This window comes from Asticcacaulis solisilvae (assembly GCF_052327315.1).
In the GTDB taxonomy this organism is placed as follows: domain Bacteria; phylum Pseudomonadota; class Alphaproteobacteria; order Caulobacterales; family Caulobacteraceae; genus Asticcacaulis; species Asticcacaulis solisilvae_B.
In genome coordinates, this window is record NZ_CP166196.1 from 1987826 (window position 1) to 2007959 (window position 20134).

Here is a 20134-nt window from a genome sequence, read left to right on the forward strand (position 1 = left end):
GGGAGAGCGCCATGGACAGGCGTCAGGTATTGAGGCTGGGGGCCGCGACCGGCGCGGCGACGCTGTTGCCGGCATGGATCGGGGCCCGTGCCGCCGAAACCGGGCCCAGCGTTCGCGCCCGCATCAATATCGACAAGGGCTGGCGCTTTGCCTACGGCCACGCCACCGACCCCGATAAGGATTTCGGCTATGGCTTGCGGCCCTTCTTCTTCGCCAAGGCGGGCTACGGCGACGGCCCGGCCAATCCCGATTTCAACGACGCGCCGTGGCGCAAGGTCGACCTGCCGCACGATTGGGCGGTGGAATTGCCCTTCGACGCGCGCGGCAATACCAATCATGGCTCGAAGGCGATCGGTCACGGCTTCCCGGAAAACAGTGTCGGATGGTACCGCCGCGCGCTCGACGTGCCCGCGGACTGGCAGGGCCGGCGCGTCGTCCTCAGCTTCGACGGCGTCTATCGCGACAGCGTCGTCTGGGTGAACGGCCACTATATCGGCACCGAGCCCAGCGGCTATTCCGGCTTCGCCTACGATATCAGCGACTATCTCAGCTATGGCGGGCACAACACCGTCGCCGTCCGCGCCGACGCCACGGTCGAGGAAGGCTGGTTCTACGAAGGCGCCGGCATCTATCGCCATGTCTGGCTGAACGTTACAGACCCGCTGCACGTCGGGCAGTGGGGGACCTTCGTGCGCACGACGGTCGACAGGGAGACGGCGCGCGTCGATATCGACGCCACGATCGACAATGACGGCGACGCCGATGCGGCCTTTACGCTCAGGCACGAGATCTTCGGGCCGGACGGCGGCAGGGTGGCGTCGGGCGAGGTCCAGGGTGCGACACAGGCCGCCGCCAACGCCACGGTCACCGCCGCGTTGAGCGTGGATAAGCCGCATCTCTGGTCGATCGACGACCCGGCGCTCTACCGGTTGCGCACAACCGTACTGCGCGGCGGTAAGGCGGCCGATCATTACGACACCCCCTTCGGCATCCGCACCGTCGTTTTCGACAAGGACAAGGGCTTCCTGCTCAACGGCCACAATCTCAAGCTGAAGGGCACCGACAATCACCAGGACCATGCCGGGGTCGGCGTCGCCTTGCCGGACGGATTGCAGACCTGGCGGCTGAAGCAATTGAAATCGTTCGGTGTCAATGCCTATCGCTGCTCGCACCATCCGCCGACGCCGGAACTGCTCGACGCCGCCGACCGGCTGGGGATCGTGGTGATCGATGAGCATCGCATGATGGGCACCAGCCCTGAGATACGCGGCCAGCTTGAGCGCATGGTCAGGCGCGACCGCAACCATCCCAGCGTGGTCCTGTGGTCGGTCGGCAATGAGGAATGGTCGTTGGAATGGACCGATCTTGGCACGCACCTCGCGACCGAGATGCAGACCGTCGTGCATCGCCTCGACCCGACGCGGCGCACCACGGTGGCGACCAGCGGATCCGGGCGCGGCGTGTCGCTGGCAGCCGATGTCATCGGCTTCAACTACGCGGCGCAGCACGATGTCGACGGCTTCCACCGCGACCATCCGGAAAAGCCCGCCGTCATGACGGAGGAAGGGTCGACCACCACGACGCGCGGCGTCTATGTCGACGACCGGGCGGCGTGCCATCTCAGCGCCTATGACCGCGAGGCGCGCCCCGGCAATTCGCTGAGCATCGAGGAAGGCTGGAAGCACGTCCAGGCAAGGCCGTGGATGGCCGGCATGTGCGTATGGACGGGCTTCGACTATCGCGGCGAGACGACGCCCTTCGGCTGGCCGGCCATCTCGTCGCAGTTCGGCATGCTGGATACGACCGGCGTGTTCAAGGACAGCGCCTGGTACCTGAAATCCGTGTGGACCGACGCCCCCATGGTCCATCTCTTGCCGCACTGGACGTGGCCCGGCCGCGAAGGCCAGCCGATCGACGTGCGGGCCTACAGCAATGCGGGGGCGGTCGAGCTGTTCCTCGATGGCAAGTCGCTGGGACGGCGCACGATCGAAAAGGACGGCCACGCGCAGTGGTCGGTGCCCTATAAACCGGGACGGCTGGTGGCAAAGGCCATGACCGGCGGCAAGGTCGTCGCCACCGCGACGGCCGAAACCACCGGCGCGGCGGCCAAGGTCAGCCTGTCGGGCGACGTGTCGCGCCTCAAGGCCGACGGCTGCGACATCGCCATGGTCTGGGTCAATGTCATGGACGCTCAGGGCCGGATCGCGCCGACATCGGGCAATGCGGTCCGTTTCGAAACCACCGGGCCGATCCGCATCATCGGCGTCGGCAACGGCGATCCGGCCTCGCACGAAGCCGACCGGCCGGCCGACCGTCACGACTTCCAGGGCGTGACGGGGTGGCGCAGCCTGGCGGTCGACGGCACGGGCGACCGGCCGGAAACCGGGGCGGGGGTCGATACATCGGCCTGGCGCGATCCGTCGCAATGGCTGCCGCCCGAAAAGCAGCCGGCGGTGACCCGGGGCCTGGTGCTGCGCGGAGGCTTCGCGCGCCCGGCCATGGCGGCGGGCGACAAGGTGACGCTGTTCGTCGGCGCGCTGGGCGATAGCCAGACCGTCTATGTCAACGGCACGCGCGTCACGCCCAGGACGCAGGACGGCGCCATGGTCGTCGAACTCGATCCGGCGGTTTTGGCCGAGCAGAACAGCCTGACCTATGTCTTCGAGACGCCGAAGGGCGGGGTGCAGGGCCTGTTCGACCGCTCGGTCAATGGCAGCCTGTGGGGCACGGTGCGCGTGACGCATCCGGCGCAGCCGTGGGCGCGCAGCGTGTTCAACGGCTGGGCGCAGGTCATCGTGCAGTCGGACGGCAGCGGGACCGGCAAGGCAATGCTTAAAGCCACGGCCGACGGGCTCGCGCCGGCGTCGCTTGGTTTCGATGTGGCCTGAAATCCGTGTTTGACGGCGGCAAATCAGCTTCGCATCAGCTTGGGCATTTAATCAGGTGGTGTTCGCGCAAGTGGACACCCCTGGGCGGGGTCGCCTTAATATTAACCCGGCAGTGGGCGGCCCCGTTCAGAGGCATAATTATTGCCGCGTCTGGCCTTCGGTCGCGATCAGGGTCAGGACGTGCTGCAGGTCGCGCACCATGTCGCGCGCCGTTTCCGGTTCCATGACATAGGCCATCTGAACGCCGGGCGCGCTTTCCAGGGTCAGCACGGGCAGGCCGGTATCGGACACGGCCATGCCGTAGCCACCGACACGGACGGCGGGCACGCTGACATTGTCGGGGTTTTGCAGGACGCGGGCGCGGGTTTCGCTGGTCATCAGGGCCTGGGCCACGGTCAGGGCGGATTCGCGGGGCAGGGCGAAGAAGGCCTGTTCGCCGCCGATAAACAGCTTAAGCACGATATGCTCGCCGTTTTCCGCCGCTACGGCGCCTTCGAAGCTGTCGATGGTTTCGGCCTTGATGGCCCGGCGTGAAGGGCTGGTCTCGTCCATGGCGTATCCGTCCGCTTGCGGCTGCAAAACCAAGCGGATAGCGTGACGGGATGATGCGAAACTGATTGGTGGATTATTTCACTTTTCTTATGACTGTTTATTTCATCAAGGTGAGTTCATGGAACCGGAACAGGAATGGCGAGTAAATATTGAAGAGGCTTACAAGGTCTTTGCCCATTACACCTGTCCGGAGACCATGAAGGCGGCGCCCAAACACAATGTGCCGGAGGTCTTGATGCAGCTTCGCGCCTCTTCGTTGAAAACCTTGTCTGCTGACAATCTGGGCGCCTATGCGGGGTCGGCGATTTATACCATCGGCACAGTCGATGATTACAAGCATTTTCTGCCCCGCATTCTGGAGTTGGGCCGGGGCGAACATCCATGGCTCGGATTGTCGCCCGAAGTGATCGCGGGCAAGTTAGTTTATTCTGAATGGACGCAATGGCCGAAAGTTGAACAGGCAGTCGTCCGAGATGTTTTCGCATCTGCCTTGCGAATGTCACGCGGTGCGGATCCGGACGTTCTCGACGCGTCTCACCTCTTGTGCGCCAACGCCATTTTAGGCACCGATCTCAACAGCTTGTTGTCGGACTGGCTGCCCCCCCAAAACGGCGCTGTCGTCGTCCAGTTGGCCAGAATCGTACAGGCGGCGATGCGCGATGGCGAGGACGCAGCCTACTGGGAGAGCGTGTCGGCTGAAGATCGTAGATGGCTTAGGGAATGGTCGCAACAGAAGGCGGTGTGGGACGCGTTCAATGCGCCTTTTGACCTGCCGGACGATAGCCATGCGTGGGACGTCAAGCAGGCCCGCAAAACGGTCATGCGCCACTGACGGCGTCACGCCTTGCGAAACGCCCGGCTGGAGACGCTGACGGTGTTGCCGTTCGGGTCCCTGGCATTGGCGAATTGATAGCCGGGGACTTCGTGGATCGGGCCGAAATCGAGGCCCCTTGCGGCGCAGTCGCGGCAGAAGCCCGCGACATCCTCGACATCGAAAACCAGCTTGACGGCGGTCTGTCCGCCTTTCTGGGATTTGGCGGCCTGGTGGAGCGCGATCAGCACGCCGTTGCCGGGCGGGATCAGCTCGACCAGGCGATCGCCGGGCTCCTGCGTGGCGCGGTAACCGAAGTGCGTTTCGTAGAAGGCGGCGGTTGCCGCCATGTCGCGCACGTAGAGCAGGATACGGTTGAGTTCGGGCATGGAGGGTCCTGAATCTTGCACCTCGCCATTTTTTACGGAAAACGAGGGAAGCGCAAGGAAGAGAGCAGGGCGGCCGATTGACCGCCTCGCCGTCAGCCTAGTTCCCCATCCAGAAGCTCCACAGGGTCGACGACGCGCTCTGCGCCGTGACGTGGAAGATCGAGTGGCCCAGGTCGCGGCCGTCGATCATGGTCGAGGCGCGGTCGTAATGGACCTGCGGGGCGCCGGCCAGGTGCTGGCTGGCATAGGTGCCGACGCCGCCTTCATGCGCCGCCACTTCCTGGAACCAGGCCGTGTTGATGTCGGCGCCGGTTGCCGCGTGCTGGCCGAAGCCGTAGTTCAGCGCGTCGTCCGGATAGAACATGATGGTGCGGAAGCCGATGACGTTGTGCAGGCCCTGGAAGACCGGCCACCAGGCGTCGAAGGCCGTATAGCCGTTGCCCGAACCGCCGGCTTCGTGCAGGCGGTCATAGTAGCTGGGGATGACTTCGCACGACATGATGACCCACGTCGCCAGCACGCCGCCGGCCGCGTGGCCGAAGCCCGGATTGCCGCCGGTGCCGATGTTGGGCACATACCAGTCCTCGCAGCAGTTGCGGTCGGTCGAGTTGATCAGCCAGTCGCCGTGCGGCACCGTGTAGGCGACGTTGACCGCGTTCATGTAGTATTTCGACGACGGGCCGACGACTTCCCAGTTATGGGCGACGTACCACTGCGTGCGGTTGACCTGGCTGGTCTTGTCCTTCAGGCCGTTGAGGAAGGCGTACGACATGTCGACATAGCCGCTGTCGTTCTGCCAGTCCTGGTTGGCGTATTCGCCCAGCGTAAAGTCGTCGGGCGTGCCGGCGCCGCCGATTTCGGCGCGCAGCTTGGCTTCGTCGGAGGCGCTGATCGAGGCCAGACCGGCGGCCTTGGGCTGCTTGGCTTCGCCGGGACCGTCGCCTGCCGGCGGACCGGCCAGATCCGGGACCGTGTCGCCCGCCTTGACGACCGGCACGAAGCCTTCCAGGCGGATCGGCGAGTGCTTGCCGTCGCGCGGGGTGATGACGGCCTCGAAGCGGATGGCCGGCGTCAGGGCATTTTCATTGCGGTCGTAGTAGCTGAGCTCGGCCTTGTCGACCACGGCGGAGGAGCCTTCCGGCACCTTGCCCTTGAGCTGGCGCAGGATGTCGGCCTTGACCTGTTCGGCGCTCAGTTCGGTCTTGACGCTTGCGCCGCCGTCGGCCGTGCGCCAGCGGCGCAGGACCCCGGCCACGGTGCCGTCGCCGGCCACGGTGACGACGGCGGCTGAGCCGCGGCCATAGACCGGCAGGCCGGCGGCGAAGCGCTGCGCCGGGACCAGCACCATGATGGTGCGCGGTTCGGTGGTGCGGATCAGCCGTGTGGCGCCGGGCGCCAGCTTGGTGGTGGCTGCAAGCTTGGCCGTGGTGGCGGTCAGGCGCGGATTGGTCGCCACGGGCCGGGTGGTCGAGCCGCCCGACACGACGATCGGCGCGATGATCTTCAGCTGGGTGCCGTCCTTCGGGATGAAGGCTTCATTGTCGAAGGTCTTGCGCGCCGCCACCAGGGCGGTGTCTTCGGTCAGGCCGCGCCCGGTCTGCGCCACCAGGTCGGCCGTCGACGGCGTGATATAGGTGTCGCCGCTCTGGGTATCAACATAGGCGCGCACCAGGTCCGGGTCGTCCTTGACGCGGGCGTCCTTCGACACCAGCGCCTTGTTGCCCTGGGTCAGGGCCGGCAGTTTGGACAGGCGCAGGGTCTCGTTGACGAAGGCGACCGGCGGCTTGCTGGCCGTCAGTTTGAAGACCTTGATCTCGGCAGGGACTTGCGGGATGTCGGTCTTGAAGTCGATGTTTTGCGCCAGCGCGGGGCCGGCGATCGCCCCGGTGGCAATCAGCGCCACGAAGGACAGGTTCCTAACGAAAGGCATGAGTGTTTTCTCCCAGCTATAAACTTTTGGGTGCATAGATAAACACACGCGCGCGGCCGAATATGCGGTATCGGCGCGTGAATAGGATTTAATTGGAATGCTGACGGATACGGTTCTTAAGCAACTACGGTAAGCAGGTAAGTAACCATACGCTTATATAGGGTGCACGCACCGGACTCATGGTCTTCGCGCCCGGTGAAAAACCGGGGACGTGCACGGAAGATGTGCAAATATATCAAAAAATATTGAAATATCGCCCTTCCTGATTTCGACATTACACGGATGTAATGCTTTTGGCAAACCGTTTCCGCTGGGGAATGCCACCTTAGCGGGTTTTGACTTTGGGAATGCCCGGGCTATGAAGGACGGGTAGCCGGGGGAATGGTATTGCGCTGTAGCGAGTGTGGTTTCAAAAGCGGTTTCGCGGCGTTTTTCCGCCGCGAGCGCGGCGGATTGTTCGGCCGGAACAAGACGGTGTGCGAAGCGTGTTTGCCGTATAACCCGACGCCGTTCGAGCAGAAGACTACGCTGCATATGCTGATGTCGCCGCTGAGCTTCCTGTTCGCGATTCCGCTTGTCGCATTGCATGAACCTGTGCATGCGGGCTTCATTTGTATCATGGCGGTGACGGCGCTGCTCAGCTTGCCGCTTCGCGTGTTCGTTCACGAGGCCGGGCACGCCTATGCGGCGCGGCTTTGCGGTCATGTCGTATGGACGGCCCATGTTGGCAGCGGCCCGATCCGGCGCAGGCTGCGACTGCCCGGCGTGAACTTCGATATCCTGCGCTATCCCTGGGTCGGCGGATTGGTCTTGCATATCGATCCCAAGGGCTCTGCCGGCAGGGTGCGCAATGCCTTCATCGCCGCAGCAGGGCCGGGCGCGAACTTTCTGGCGGCGGCAGTGGCCTTTGTCGGCAGCCGGCTTGTGGCAGATGCCGGCGTCCTGTCGGCGATCCTTGGCGGCTTTGGCCTTTTCAATCTCGTAATGGGCGTCTTCAATCTGATCCCGCGGAAGACGGGCGATCATGCGGGCACGGTCTCCGACGGGCAGCACATAGTGAATGCATTCGGGACCAGGAAGACGCCCGTATCGGCGGCGGTCGTCGATGTGTATCGGGTGCAGGCCCATCAGCACCAAGGCCAGTTCGAGATGGCCGTGGCGGTGGCTTCCGAAGCCTGGGAAAACTCTCCCTACAGGATGTTCCTGGCCAACAGCATAATGCACAACCTGTCGCGGGCGCGCGGCGACCGCGCCGTCATAGACTTCTATCAAGAGCATCGGGAGATGATGCGCCCCGAGACCGAAGGCGCGAGCGAACACCTTCCTTGGATCCAGGCCAATGTGGCGTGGAGCGCTATCAAGCTGGGCGATCCGGACTTCATGGCGCTGGCCGGGGAGACCGCAAGGGCAGCTCTTCAGGCCTTACCTGGCAGGCCTGAAATGCAGGGCACATGGGGCGCCTGGCTAGTTGTTACCGGCAGGGCGGAGGAGGGCATTCCGTTTCTGACCCGCGCCGCGCGCGCAATCGTCGACCCGCATGACAAGGCCGACTTCTGCCGGTTCCTCAGTGACGGCTGGAGGCAGCGTGGCGATTTTGCCCGCGCGGAAGCCTTCGATACCTTGCGGTGACCGCAAAACGCGTTCGTGATCGAACGGCGGGCTTGCGCATAACGCCGCTCTTTCCATATGCGGAGGGCATGGGTGGGCCAGTAGGCGTAGAGTATGGCTTTATTGGTATGCGTGTTGGCGGCTGTCGTCGTGACGGCCGGATTTGCCTTTGTGGGCATGATGTGGATCTCGGTGGCGCTCAGGCAGTTGCTGCGGGATGGCGGCCGTAAGCGGGAAAGAGAAGCCGTCGAGCCGGCGGAATAGGCAAGCGTCCGGTCCAGGGCGGCGGCAATCCGGGTTTCAGCCGATCAAAACATGCGTGAGCGGATACGGTAACGCTATCCACTGTCACATTTTGGAAAAAACCGGGTTATGGTACCGCAAGGATAAGGCCGGACATAAGGTCCGCGCCATCCGGAAGACGCCTGATGAGTTTCCTGGTTCATTACCCGGCGCCGCCTTTGTCGGCCTTCGTCGAATACTTCTACAGCCCGGCCGGGCCGATGCCGTATGCGATCGAAAAGGTCATGCCCATGCCGTGCGCCGACCTGAAGATCAATTTCGGCGACCCTTTCCATGCCCGGCGCGCCGGTGAGGGCGCCGCCACCGAAGCCCTGCGCGACAGCTGGTGCATGGGGCTGTGGGACGAATACCATACGGTGACCTGGCCCACGAACCCCGACTATATCGGCGTGCGCTTCCGCCCCGGCGGCGGCTTCGCCGTGCTGGGCGTCGAGGCCGACGAACTGGCGAACCAGGTGGTGGCGCTCGACGCCGTGCTCGGGCGCTTTGCCGGCGAGGTGCGCGAGCGCCTTTACGAGGCAGGCGGCGCGCAGGCGCGGTTCCAGGTCCTTGAGACCCTGCTGACCCGGGCGATCCGGCGCTGGCCCGACAGCGGCCGCATCGCGCCGGCCCTGACCGCGCTGGCGGAAAGTCACGGCCACGTCCAGGTCGGCGACCTCGCGCAATCGGCCGGGGTCAGCCAGAAGCACCTGATCACCCTGTTCAACCGTATTATCGGTGTGCCGCCCAAGACCCTGGCGCGCCTGTATCGCCTGCAATACCTGCTCGACACGGTCGATATCGCCCGGCCGGTGGTGTGGACCGAGGTCGCCCAGGACCATCTCTATTTCGACCAGGCGCATTTCAACAAGGACTTCAAGCGCTTCACCGGCCATACGCCCGGCGAGTACCTGGCGCTGCGCCGCCGCGTCGCCGCCGAGACACCGGACCATGCCGGCCACACCCGGCTTTTGCGCGCAGGTTAAATTTTTACAAGCGCGGGGGCGCGCCCGGCCCTAGGACTGAACGGCTGCTTCCCTGGCAGCGTTAATCGTAAGGGGACGGGAAATGCACGCGAGTCATGCTGATCGGTATCTGTTTGCGGCCGGGCTTCTTTTGTTCGGTGTCCTGAACATCGCGTTCGGCGCATTCAGCATGCCATGGCAGCCGATCGTGGGTATCCCCTTGCAGCCCGAACTGGCGCGGGGGGCGGGAGCGCTATTGTCCGTATGCGCCCTGATCCTTTTTGTCCCGCGCACGGCGGCATGGGCGGCGGTGTTGGCAACCGCCGCCTTCATGCTGCTCTTCTGGATTCCGCAGGTCGTGTTCCTCGGTCAACTGGCCCTCAGTCACAAGGGCTTAAGCGTCGGGGCATGCCTGCCGCTGTCCGAGGATACGGCCATGCTGTGCGGAGCCGTCACCCTCACGGCCTTGACGGCGAGGGGGACCGCGCTCGAGCGGTCCTGGCTGGGTTCCCCGGGTCTGGTCATGACGGCGCGCATCGGCTTTGGCCTGGCCTGCGTGGTTTTCGGATTGTCGCACTTCGTCTATGCCGATTTCACGGCGCAGATGATCCCGGGCTTCCTGCCCTTCCGTCTGGCACTGGCCTATATCACGGGCGCCGGGCACCTGCTGGCCGGGCTGGCCATCCTGTCGGGCGTCATGGCCCGGCTGGCGGCCGTGCTCGAAGCCGTGATGATGAGCAGCTTCGTCGTGCTGGTGCACATTCCCATGCTTGTCGCCGGGCCGAAGCCCGAGGCGATGCAGATCGACTGGACCATGCTGGCAGCGGCCATGACCCTGTCGGGCTCGGCCTGGATCGTCGCGCGCTCGCTGGCCGACAAGCCGTGGGCGTTCAAGGCCCCGGCGGTGTGGCAATCGGCGTGAATGTTTTGAGTGTTGCCGCCATGTATATGGACATAGAGAAGATCAATCCCGCCAGCGTGCATTACAATCCGGCCTCGGCGCACGGCGTGCTGGTGACGGGGGCAGGGCGGCTGCTGTTCCTGGGCGGGCAAAACGGCGTCGATATCGCCGGCAATGTCGTGGTCGGCCTGCGGGCGCAGACCGACCAGGCGCTGCGGAACCTGCTGTCGGTGCTGGGCGCCGGCGGCGGTACGCCCGAAAACGTCGTCAAGATGACCGTATACCTGGTCGAGGGCTCGGACCCCGAGGAGGCGTTTGCCGCGGCGTCCCGGGTCTGGGGGCGGCGCCCGACGGCCATGACGGTGGTCATGGTGTCGGGGCTGGCCAATCCGGATTTCATGATCGAGATCGACGCCATCGCCGCCATGCCGGCGTAGGGCTAAGGACGCGCTCAAATCAGAACCGCCTCCTGAAATCGGGGGAGGTTTTGTTTTGTTTTGTGGCCACCACCTCGCTTGACTCTATTTCGATGTTTAGCTAAATACAAATTCATGAGCCTGATCTTCAAAGCCCTGTCCGATCCGACCCGCCGCCGCGTGCTGGAACTGCTGCGCCAGCGCCCCATGTCGGCGGGCGAGCTGGCCGACCAGTTCACCGTGTCCAAGCCCACCATGTCGGCGCATTTCGCCGTCCTGCGCGAAGCCGGCCTGATCGTGCCGGAAAAGCAGGCGCAGACCGTGACCTACCATCTTCAGCTGTCCGTTCTCGAAGAAGCGATGCTGGGTTTCGCCCAGGCCTTCGGCTGGGAGTTGCGCAGCGCCGAAACATCGAAATCCGCAGCCAAAACGGAGACTTCCGAATGACATCGTCCCCCCGATCCCCGGCGCTGCCGGCGCTTTATGTGGCCGTCGGCGGCCTGCTTGTCCTGGCCGCCGGCCTGGGCGTCGCGACCCTGACCGGCCGCTTCGATCCCGCCGCCGCCATCCGCTACTTCGGCATATTGATGGGGCTTCTGATGCTGGTGTCCGGCAATGCCCTGCCCAAGCTGGTGCAGCCCCGGGCCGCCGGCGCCAGGGCGGCGCGCGTGGCGGGCTGGCTTCTGGTGCTGGGTGGTCTGGGTATCGTCGGGCTATGGATATGGACGCCGCAGGCCAGCCGAATCCTGGTCACCTCCGTTACCGGCCTTGTTGTTTTCGTCCTGGTGCTGGTGATCGCGCTGATCATGACGGCCGGCATGGGACGTGCGGATAAGGACGCCGCCGGTTCGCCCGAAATGCGCCGGGCCGCGGTCCACCGCAGCCTTCTGTTTCACATCCTGCACGGCGTCATGTGGGCTTTCGCCTTCCTGCTGGCGGGCGCGCTGGGCTACGGGCGCGACGTGCCCTGGCTTGTCGCCATCTTCACCGCGTCGATGGGTGTGCTGGACCTGTGCGTTGCCACGCGCCGGCGCAAGGCGCGCACCGCGTAGGGGCTACATCAGCCCGTGCAGGCCGCCGACCACGCCTATGGCAAGCATGAAGCCTGCGGCGATACAGGCCACGAAGGTGACCATCAGGGGAACCGGCTTTTGCGGCTCGGGGCGGGGGTCGTAATTCATGTGACACACCTGAAGAGCAATTCTCGCTCAGGGCGTAATTATTACATCTTCGTTAACGTAACACGAGAGGGCTGTGATTCGCACGTGTGGATAAATCGCGTGCGGCCGGGGATGATTTCCGGCCCCTCCGCTCAGACCGTCGAGCGCGACATCGGCCATCAGGGGGCGTCGCTTGCAGCACACCGATGGCGTTTTCGGCCCGCGCGGACAGCATATGCCGGCGATGAAGCGCGATCGTCATGGAAATCCCCCTCCGTGTTTCGTCATCACGACCATGTCGCCGGGCGGGCGCGGAAACGAAAAACGGCCTCCCGGAGGCGTCCGGGAGGCCGTTCCTGGTAATGGCGGCGCCTTTTACTTGGAGGTCACCGTGTAGTTGCTCATCGTCCAGGTGCTGCTGGCGCTGTTGGTCGAGGTGACCTCGACGCCGTATTGCAGCTGGCCGACCGTGATATTGCCGAAATAGCCGATGCCCTTGATCCAGTTCAGGATCGCCTTGATATCGGTCGTGGCGTTGTTGGTCTTGGTGGTGCGCAGGAACGAAATGACGTTGTTCGAGCCGTTCGAACCTTCATAGACGTTCCAGGTGGATCCGCCGACGCTGACATTGGTATAGACCGGGACGGCATTGCCGGCGCTCGACCAGTTGTACGAGATCGGCTTGACGTTGCCGCCGCCCGTGGACGTGCCGGTATAGTTCATCCAGATCATGATTTCGTACTTGTTGGTGCTGTCCCACACATCGTAGGCCGCGTCCCAGGCGCCGCCCGACGGCGTCGATTCCGACAGGGTCGAGCTGAGGGTGGTCAGGCTCGACAGCGACTTGCCGACATAATAGCTGGCATTGCCGTAAGCCTTGATGCCGCTGGTATTGGGCTGGTTGGAGGTGATCGACCAGTTGCTGGCCGAATTGGCGCAGATGGTCTGGGTGTTGGCGCCCGAACCCCACATGTCGTTGTAGAAGGTGAAGCTGCCGACGGTGAAGCTGCCGTACTGCGCCGAAGTGCAGGTGGCGGCGTCGGCCGAAGCCGCGCCAAATACGGCGCCCGAAAGCGCGCAGGTAATCGCGAGCGGCGCGAGCCACTTTGAGGTCTTCATGTGTTGCATTCCCTGTTTAAAAGCTGGTCTTTGTACTTGTTGCGTACTTATTTTCGCCTGACCGGTCTGGCCAGCGTTGTCATACAATTGATAATTTGCTTAAGGAGTCAATACGATTTTTTACAAGTCAATGAAATTTCAGATGTAAATTGCCGTAAGGTGAGTTTTTTCAAATGTGAATATTTGCCGCGCCGTGTATGCGGTAGCCGAATACATAGCCGGCGCGTGGCCTGGATTTGCAATCGGGGCGGGTGCATGCTATCGGAAAAGCGGCTGCAAGGGCTTTGCGGGGGGAACAATGAAGAGCGCGATCACGGTGGCCGGCCTGATGGCCGCAACGCTTCTGACGGCACAGGTTTCGCTGGCGGCGGACGCCATGGCGTCCGATCCCGAGATGAAGCAGATCTATGACGCCGACCAGGCCGACCGGCAGGGCGACGTTCTGGACTGGTCGAAGCTGACTGTGCGCGACACCGGGCGGCGCGATCGTACGGGCCAGCTGTTGGCCGCCGGCCGCCTGCATACCGGCGCGGACTATGTCGAGGCCGCCTATATCTTCCAGCACGGCGCCACGCCCGGCGATTTCCTGATGGCGCACACCCTGGCGGTCATCGCGGTAAAAAAGGGCGATTCCGGCGGGCCGTGGATCGCGGCGGCGTCGCTGGACCGTTATCTGCAAAGCGTCGGCCAGAAGCAGATCTACGGTACCCAGTCGCACGCTTCCGCCGGCGGCAAGAGCCGCGAGCCCTTCGACCGCGACCTGGTCAGCGACGCCCTGCGCCGCGAACTGAAGGTGGCGGACCTGGCGACCCAGGACGCGCAGTTCCCGTCCGCCCAGGCGGGCGCGGCGCAGGCCGGTGCGGCTTCGGCGTCGCCCGCCCCGTTCACGGGTCACATCCAGTGCGACGCCGGACCGGTGGACAAGGTTTTCCTCAAGGGGACCTGGCACGTCTATGCCTGCGACAACGGCGCCCTGGTCGCGTGGAATGACGCAGCCTCCAAGGGGATCATCATGGTCTCGGTTCTTGGAAACAAGGTCGCGGCGGCGGTCGTGCAGGCCGGTGACGACGCGGCCGAAGACAGCGCCGCAAAGGCGGCCTTCGAAGCGATGACTCCGGCGCAGGTCGCGGACCTGGTCGCGCAGGCCCGGGCGGTCAAGCCGAAATCGTAAGGCCGATACCACCGGGCGTGATGCTGCGTAAATCTTAAAGTATAGTAGGACTTATAACAGTTTATTTACTGTATTTTAGAAAAAAATATCCCACGAAATCAAATCGTAACCAGTGTTCTGTATTCTGGCCTTCAGAGAAGGAGGCTAGGATGCAATTATCTGCCTGTTTGGTTATTTCCGCCTACTCAACGTTTTTGTCCATGGGGCTGTGCTTCATCGGCTGGCTGTTCGTCCGTTACGATATGCTGGCGGCGAAGATACCGGCGTCCGAGATCGAGGCTTCGGCGCGTGAGGCCATGTCGCTTTACGGAGCCACGGCGCTGCACAAGGTGCAGGACCGCGAGTTCCAGGCGTTCCGCGATCGCGATTTCGGCGCGCAAAGCCGCTGGAAGCGTATTGAGCAGGTTATCGCCCGCGCCATGCGCAAATAGGGTACGCGGCGGGCGGCTACGCCTGACGTTGACGGCCGCGCGACACCTTGCCCCCCAGGTGTCACGCGGCCTTTCTTTTGCGCGGCAGTCAGTTGCCCGGCCCTAGCCGGCGCACAAGCCGGGGATAGTCCGACGTCGCCTTGCCGTAGAAGGTCTTCAGTCCGCCGCACAGGTAGTTGAGTCCGGCTTCGCCGTCCGCCGTGGCGATGAAGCGGTTCTTGGGGCATTCCCCCCAGCACAGTTCCAGAAAGCGGCACGATCGGCAGGCCTGTGGCAGGGCGTCGAGCTTGGCATTGCCGAACGCCGTCTGGGCCGCGCTTGCCGCCAGCACGCCTTCGTCGCTGTCCGAGATATTGCCGAGCCTGTGCTGAGGATAGACGAAGTGGTCGCAGCTGTAGAGGTCGCCGTTGAACTCGATGGCCAGGCCACGGCCGCACCTTGGCGCGGTGACGCACATCTGCGAGCCCTTGCGCAGCATCATCGAGACGACATTCTCGAACTGGTCGACGAAGACGTCGCCGAAATCCCGGGTGAACCATTCGTCCCACACCGCCGACAGGAAACGGCCCCAGTCGTCGCCATCGACCGACCACGGCTCGACCACCGCGTCCGGCTGGTCCGGGCGGGTGCGGGCATCACCCTGGCGCGGGCGGTCGGACAGCGAATAGCCGGAATCGGACGGGCCGTGGCCGGGTTTAGGCACGACGCCGGGGATGAACTGGATGACGCGCGGGCGGACCTCGTCGCGCAGGAAGCGGTAGGTTTCCAGCGGCTGGCGGGCATTGGCGTTGTTGACCACGCACAGGACGTTGAACGGAATCTGCCAGTCGCGCAGCAACTTCGCCGCCGCCATGACGCGGTCGAAGGTCGGCTGGCCGCCCTTGGCGCGGCGGTAGAGGTCGTGCAGGGCGCGGGGGCCGTCGATCGACAGCCCGACCAGGAAGTTGTTGGCTTTCAGGAATTCCGCCCAGCGCGCGTCGAGCAGAACGCCGTTGGTCTGCAGGTCGTTGTCGACGCGTTGACCGGGTTGTTTGTAGCGGGCTTGCAGGGCGACGGCGCGCTGGAAGAAGTCCAGCCCCATCAGGGTCGGCTCGCCGCCCTGCCAGGTGAAGACGACGTCCTGGCCGGGCTGGCTTTCGATATATTGCCGGATATGGGCCTCCAGCACGTCGTCGGGCATGCGCGGCGCCCTGGGCTGCGACAGCAGGCCTTCCTTGCTGAGATAGAAGCAGTAGGTGCAGTCGAGATTGCACTGGGCGCCCGACGGCTTGATGATGGTGTGGTACGACTGGGTGGTGGCTGTCATACGGGCCTTCTAAAAATGAAACCTTCCCCGCGCTGACGCTGACGTCCCCTTCCGTCTGGATTAGCTTGACGGAAGGGGCGATACGGCGGCGCGGAAACCTCGGTTCCGGTTAGTTGAGATCGATGTTGACCTTGTCGACCGTGCCCTTGAAGGGATTGGGACCGTCATAGTCGTGGCTGACCGCCGAGCCCGTATCCTTGCCGAGATCGAAGGTCTCGGTGATCGAGCTGGCGAAGCCGCCAAACGCCTGGAACCGGCCTTCGCCGACCTTCCTGTCGCCGATATAGATCTCGGCGGTGCCGGGCGCGGGTGCGCCGCCGGTCAGGCGGGCCAGGAAGCTTTTGGGCGCTTCGGCGGGCGCCGCCGTGAACACGGTGCGGACGCTGACCTGGCCCTCGGGCAGGGTGTCGGACGACACGACCTTTTCGTGAAGCTGCCCGAGCGCATTCTCTTCGTAGACGACGTGGCCGTCCTTGACGTAGATCGAGAAGCCGCCGTAGCGGCCGCCGTCGGCCAGGATGACGCCGTCGGCGCCGCCCTTCGGCACGGTCAGCTCCGCCGTGATGGTGTGCGAGCGTCCGCCCAGCACAGGGACATTGGCCTGGGTCAGGCGCTCGACGCCCGACAGGTAGGTGTAGTGAGTCTTGCCTTTCGGCACTGTGGTCGGCGCGCCCTGGGGCAGGGGCACCAGCGGGTAGACGCCGTTGCGCACGGCCTCCTTGTCGAACTCGGCCTTGAGTTCCGCCAGCTTGGCGGGGTCCTTGTCGGCCAGGTCGTGGGCTTCGGAATAGTCCTCGGACACGTGGTAGAGTTCCCACTTGTCGTTTTCGAAATCGCCGCCGAACACCTTGGCCGGATTGGTGAACAGCTCCCACGGCGCATAGCGCCGCGTGCCGGCGACCCAGCCGTCCTTGTAGATGGCGCGGTTGCCGAAGATTTCGAAATATTGCTCGGTGTGCGTTTCCGGCGCCTTCGGGTCGGTAAAGGTCTGGACCAGGCTCTTGCCTTCCAGCGGCAGCTGTCTGGCGCCGTTGACCGTGTCGGGGAAGGTGATGCCGGCGGCTTCGTAGATGGTCGGGGCGATGTCGTTGACGTGGCCGAACTGGCAGCGGACGATTTCGGGGTGCGCCGTGTGGTTGGCCCACGACACCACCAGCCCGTTGCGCGTGCCGCCGAAGTGCGACGCCACCTGCTTCATCCACTGGAAGGGCGTGGTGGTGGCCCACGACCAGCCCGAGGCATAGTGGTTGTCGTAGAGCGGGCTGCCCAGGTCGCTGTAATGGGCCAGCTGTTCGTTCTGGTCGTTGTTGGCGCCCAGCATCAGGCCGAAGTTCGAGTCCGAGCCGGCCAGCCCGCCTTCCGCGCTGGCGCCGTTGTCGCCGACGACATAGATGATCAGGGTATTGTCGGCCAGGCCGTCGTCATTGACCGACTTCAGCAGCCGGCCGATTTCGGCGTCGGTCTGCGACAGATAGGCGGCGTAGACCTCCATCTGGTGAGCATAGAGCTTCTTCTGGTCGGGCGTCAGGCTGTCCCAGGCGGGAAGCTCCTTCGGGCGCGGGGTCAGCTCGGCATTGGCCGGGATGATGCCGGCGGCCTTTTGCCGGGCGAAGGTTTCCTCGCGAAGCTTGTCCCAGCCCTGGTCAAACTTGCCCTTGTACTTGTCGATCCAGTCCTGCGGCACGTGGACCGGGGCGTGGGTCGCGCCGGTGGCCAGATAGAGGAAGAAGGGTTTGTCCGACGCCACGGCCTCATGCTGGTGGATCCACTTGATCGACTCGTTCACCAGGTCGGTGGTGAGGTGGTAGCCGTCTTTCGGTTTTGCGGGTGCGTCGACGGGCGACGTATTGCGGTAGAGCTGGGGCTCCCACTCGCTGCTTTCGCCGAACATGAAGCCGTAGAAGTATTCGAAGCCGAGGCCGGTCGGCCAGTGGTTGAAGGGGCCCGCGGGTGTGATTTCCCAGTTCGGCGTGTTGTGCCACTTGCCGATGGCGGCGGTGGAATAGCCGTTGTCTTTCAAAATCTCGGCGACCGAAGCCGTATTGGGCGACCAGACGCCGTCATAGGCCGGAAAGCCGGTCGAAACGTCGGTCAGGTTGCCGAAGCCGACCTGATGGTGGTTGCGGCCCGTCAGCAGGGCGGCGCGGGTCGGCGACGAAATGGCGGTGGTGTTGAAGTCGTTATAGCGCACGCCGTGGCTGGCCAGGGCCTGCAGGTTGGGTGTGGCCGCCGGACCGCCGAAGGTCGATGAAGCGCCGAAACCCACGTCATCCAGCAGGATTAGAATGACGTTGGGCGCGCCCTTCGGGGCCTTGGGCTGTTCGGGCCAGGCCTGGACCGAGTCCTCGCGCGTGCGGGCGATCTTGCCGGCGAACGGCTTGTCGGGTTTCGGCAGGACGGTGTCCTGGGCGCAGGCGGCGCCGGCCAGCAGGGCCAGGGCAGCCGCCGCGCCAAACAAGGAAAGGCGCTGGCGCTTGCGCCGCGACCGGGTAGGCTCCGGGATCGGAGTATTCATGATAAACCTTTTGATGGAACGCAGTCGGTCGCGCATGCGGTGCCGATGCCCCCGCGGCCGCGGGCTGCGAATGTGCCGATGTCATGGAATGGCGAAGGATCCGGAAGTGCGTTCCAGGTACGGCTTCAGCGCTAAATCCAGATAAATTCGGTCGGGTTTAAGATCAATCGATGAAATCTAACCGGTCGCGCCAGAGGCGCTAACCGGCGGCAAAATCAACGTTTCGGGGTGGGTGGATTGCAAACGTCACAAACTGCGGTTATCAATTGCACAACAATGCCGGGTGGCTTCCACCCCGAGGCATAAGGGCGGGGACAATTTAATCATGCGAAACCTGGTGTGTGCCGGTGCAGCCGTGGCTGTGCTGTGCCTTGTGAGTTCGGCCGTTCAGGCCCAGGACGCGGCTCAGGCGTCATCTTCTTCTTCTTCGTCATCGTCATTGGCGGCGGCCCCCGAGGCCCAGCCCGCGACGCCTCCGGCCGCCCCGGCGCCCGCGCCCGCCGCCGCTGTGGTGCCGAACGGCACGCCGATCGTCGTCGAAATCACGCAGGCGATCTCCAGCCAGACCGCCAAGCGTGACGATATGTTCGACCTGAAGCTTGCCGAGCCGGTCAAGCTGGGCGACGCGGTCGTCATCCCCGAAGGCACGCCCGGCAAGGGCCAGGTGATCGACGCGATGCGCCCGGGCATGGGCGGCAAGCCCGGCAAGCTGGTCCTGGCGGCGCGCTATCTGCTGGTCGACGGCAAGCAGGTGCCTATCCGCGGCCTGAAGCTGGGCCTGACGGCGGACGACAATTCCACCCAGTCCGCCATGCTGGGCGCCGTTGGCGGCCTTGTCGGCCTGGCGGTCGAAGGCGGCGACATGATCGTCAAGCCGGGCACCAAGGCGCGCGCCAAGCTGGGCGCCGATTTCGCGCCGGGCGCCGTGCCGCCGGCAGCGCCCGCCGCCGATCCGGCGCCCAAGCCGCAGGATGCGCCGCCGGTGACCCAGACATCGGCCACCCAGACCACCACTCCGCAGACGACCAACCCGTAAGACCTACAAGGGGGAACCTCATGAACCGCACTCTCGCAACATCCGCAGCCGCGCTCAGCCTGACGCTGGCCCTCACGGCCCTGGGCGCGCACGCCCAGACCGCGCCCGCCGACGGTGCTCAGGCCTCCAGCTCGGCCGCCGCACTGGCCGCCGCGGCTTCGTCGTCCTCCGCTGCGGCGGCTTCCCCGGTCGCGCCGGCCGCCGCCAAGCTCAACGACGTTCCGCCGCCGCCCGCCGGCAAGGGCCAGATCGTCTTCTTTCGTCCGGAAAAGTACGTCGGCTGGGCGCTCAGCTTCTCGGTGCACGAAGGCGACAAGGGCGTGATCAAGCTGACCAACGGCTCCTATGGCGTTCTGGTCGCCGACCCGGGCGTGCACGAATACAGCATGTCGTGGGAAACCAAGGACACGCTGCGTCTGGAAGTCGAAGAGGGCGAAACCTATTACGTCGTCCAGTCGATCGCCATGGGCATCATCGGCGCCCGTCCGAACATCACGCCGTCGACGGAAGACGCCTTCCAGGCCAAGAAGCTGAACCTGACCAAGGCGGTGGCGACGGACGTGCGTCCGTCGAACTGACCGATTTCTGGCTATTCATGACAGGCCATGGACCCTGCGGTCCATGGCCTGTTTTGTTTTGAAAAAGAACCGAACC

General features: G+C 64.4%; 20 protein-coding genes. 13 read left to right on the forward strand and 7 right to left on the reverse strand.

Annotation, left to right across the window (positions count from 1 at the left end):
- The first annotated feature begins 11 nt into the window (after positions 1–11).
- A complete protein-coding gene (gene galA / locus AB8717_RS09285) occupies positions 12–2888 on the forward strand; it encodes a beta-galactosidase GalA (RefSeq protein WP_443750748.1) in 2877 nt (958 codons plus the stop codon).
- A 138-nt stretch (positions 2889–3026) separates the two neighbouring features.
- Here the strand turns inward: galA and AB8717_RS09290 are convergent, their stop codons facing one another.
- On the reverse strand, positions 3027–3440 hold the full coding sequence (locus AB8717_RS09290; RefSeq protein WP_443750749.1) for a hypothetical protein: 414 nt from the start codon (positions 3438–3440) through the stop codon (positions 3027–3029).
- A 118-nt stretch (positions 3441–3558) separates the two neighbouring features.
- On the opposite strand from AB8717_RS09290, the gene AB8717_RS09295 reads away from it, so the two are divergent.
- Positions 3559–4272, forward strand: a complete 714-nt coding sequence (locus tag AB8717_RS09295; RefSeq protein ID WP_443750750.1) for a hypothetical protein — start codon at positions 3559–3561, stop codon at positions 4270–4272.
- A gap of 5 nt (positions 4273–4277) precedes the next feature.
- Here AB8717_RS09295 and AB8717_RS09300 read toward each other — a convergent pair whose 3' ends face one another.
- Positions 4278–4640: a VOC family protein gene (locus AB8717_RS09300; protein ID WP_443750751.1), complete on the reverse strand. Its 363-nt coding sequence runs from the start codon at positions 4638–4640 to the stop codon at positions 4278–4280.
- 97 nt (positions 4641–4737) lie between these two features.
- The gene (locus tag AB8717_RS09305; RefSeq protein WP_443750752.1) at positions 4738–6570 is read right to left on the reverse strand and encodes a DUF6345 domain-containing protein; all 1833 of its coding nucleotides are present in this window, start codon (positions 6568–6570) and stop codon (positions 4738–4740) included.
- Between the two features lie 381 nt (positions 6571–6951).
- Here AB8717_RS09305 and AB8717_RS09310 point away from each other — a divergent pair, with 381 nt between their 5' ends.
- The 7 genes from AB8717_RS09310 (at position 6952) to AB8717_RS09340 (ending at position 11794) form a co-directional block, all read left to right on the forward strand.
- A complete protein-coding gene (locus tag AB8717_RS09310; protein ID WP_443750753.1) occupies positions 6952–8199 on the forward strand; it encodes a M50 family metallopeptidase in 1248 nt (415 codons plus the stop codon).
- 93 nt (positions 8200–8292) lie between these two features.
- The gene (locus tag AB8717_RS09315) at positions 8293–8442 is read left to right on the forward strand and encodes a hypothetical protein (protein ID WP_443750754.1); all 150 of its coding nucleotides are present in this window, start codon (positions 8293–8295) and stop codon (positions 8440–8442) included.
- A gap of 164 nt (positions 8443–8606) precedes the next feature.
- A complete protein-coding gene (locus AB8717_RS09320; protein WP_443750755.1) occupies positions 8607–9446 on the forward strand; it encodes a DUF6597 domain-containing transcriptional factor in 840 nt (279 codons plus the stop codon).
- Between the two features lie 169 nt (positions 9447–9615).
- Positions 9616–10347 carry a DoxX family membrane protein gene (locus tag AB8717_RS09325; RefSeq protein WP_443750756.1) on the forward strand — a complete coding sequence of 244 codons (732 nt, stop codon included), beginning with the start codon at positions 9616–9618 and terminating at the stop codon, positions 10345–10347.
- On the forward strand, positions 10344–10763 hold the full coding sequence (locus tag AB8717_RS09330; RefSeq protein WP_443750757.1) for a RidA family protein: 420 nt from the start codon (positions 10344–10346) through the stop codon (positions 10761–10763). The genes AB8717_RS09325 and AB8717_RS09330 overlap by 4 nt, the downstream gene beginning before the upstream one ends.
- Before the next feature lie 114 nt (positions 10764–10877).
- The gene (locus AB8717_RS09335; RefSeq protein WP_443750758.1) at positions 10878–11189 is read left to right on the forward strand and encodes an autorepressor SdpR family transcription factor; all 312 of its coding nucleotides are present in this window, start codon (positions 10878–10880) and stop codon (positions 11187–11189) included.
- On the forward strand, positions 11186–11794 hold the full coding sequence (locus AB8717_RS09340; protein WP_443750759.1) for a hypothetical protein: 609 nt from the start codon (positions 11186–11188) through the stop codon (positions 11792–11794). The genes AB8717_RS09335 and AB8717_RS09340 overlap by 4 nt, the downstream gene beginning before the upstream one ends.
- Positions 11795–11797: 3 nt before the next feature.
- On the opposite strand, the gene AB8717_RS09345 is transcribed toward AB8717_RS09340, so the two are convergent.
- Positions 11798–11923 carry a hypothetical protein gene (locus AB8717_RS09345; RefSeq protein WP_443750760.1) on the reverse strand — a complete coding sequence of 42 codons (126 nt, stop codon included), beginning with the start codon at positions 11921–11923 and terminating at the stop codon, positions 11798–11800.
- 354 nt (positions 11924–12277) lie between these two features.
- A complete protein-coding gene (locus tag AB8717_RS09350; RefSeq protein WP_443750761.1) occupies positions 12278–13021 on the reverse strand; it encodes a GH12 family glycosyl hydrolase domain-containing protein in 744 nt (247 codons plus the stop codon).
- Between the two features lie 298 nt (positions 13022–13319).
- On the opposite strand from AB8717_RS09350, the gene AB8717_RS09355 reads away from it, so the two are divergent.
- Positions 13320–14192 (forward strand): hypothetical protein, encoded by an 873-nt coding sequence (locus tag AB8717_RS09355; RefSeq protein ID WP_443750762.1) that lies wholly within the window; start codon positions 13320–13322, stop codon positions 14190–14192.
- A 149-nt stretch (positions 14193–14341) separates the two neighbouring features.
- On the forward strand, positions 14342–14623 hold the full coding sequence (locus AB8717_RS09360) for a hypothetical protein (protein ID WP_443750763.1): 282 nt from the start codon (positions 14342–14344) through the stop codon (positions 14621–14623).
- A gap of 88 nt (positions 14624–14711) precedes the next feature.
- On the opposite strand, the gene AB8717_RS09365 is transcribed toward AB8717_RS09360, so the two are convergent.
- Complete coding sequence (locus tag AB8717_RS09365; RefSeq protein WP_443750764.1) at positions 14712–15929, reverse strand: anaerobic sulfatase maturase; 1218 nt, start codon at positions 15927–15929, stop codon at positions 14712–14714.
- Positions 15930–16038: 109 nt separating this feature from the next.
- Positions 16039–18444, reverse strand: a complete 2406-nt coding sequence (locus AB8717_RS09370; RefSeq protein WP_443750765.1) for an arylsulfatase — start codon at positions 18442–18444, stop codon at positions 16039–16041.
- Between the two features lie 325 nt (positions 18445–18769).
- On the opposite strand from AB8717_RS09370, the gene AB8717_RS09375 reads away from it, so the two are divergent.
- Together AB8717_RS09375 and AB8717_RS09380 are read left to right on the forward strand one after the other, a co-directional pair.
- Positions 18770–19480 (forward strand): hypothetical protein, encoded by a 711-nt coding sequence (locus AB8717_RS09375; RefSeq protein ID WP_443750766.1) that lies wholly within the window; start codon positions 18770–18772, stop codon positions 19478–19480.
- A 20-nt stretch (positions 19481–19500) separates the two neighbouring features.
- Positions 19501–20058, forward strand: coding sequence for a hypothetical protein (locus AB8717_RS09380; protein WP_443750767.1), 558 nt, complete (start codon positions 19501–19503; stop codon positions 20056–20058).
- The last annotated feature ends 76 nt before the right edge of the window (positions 20059–20134 follow it).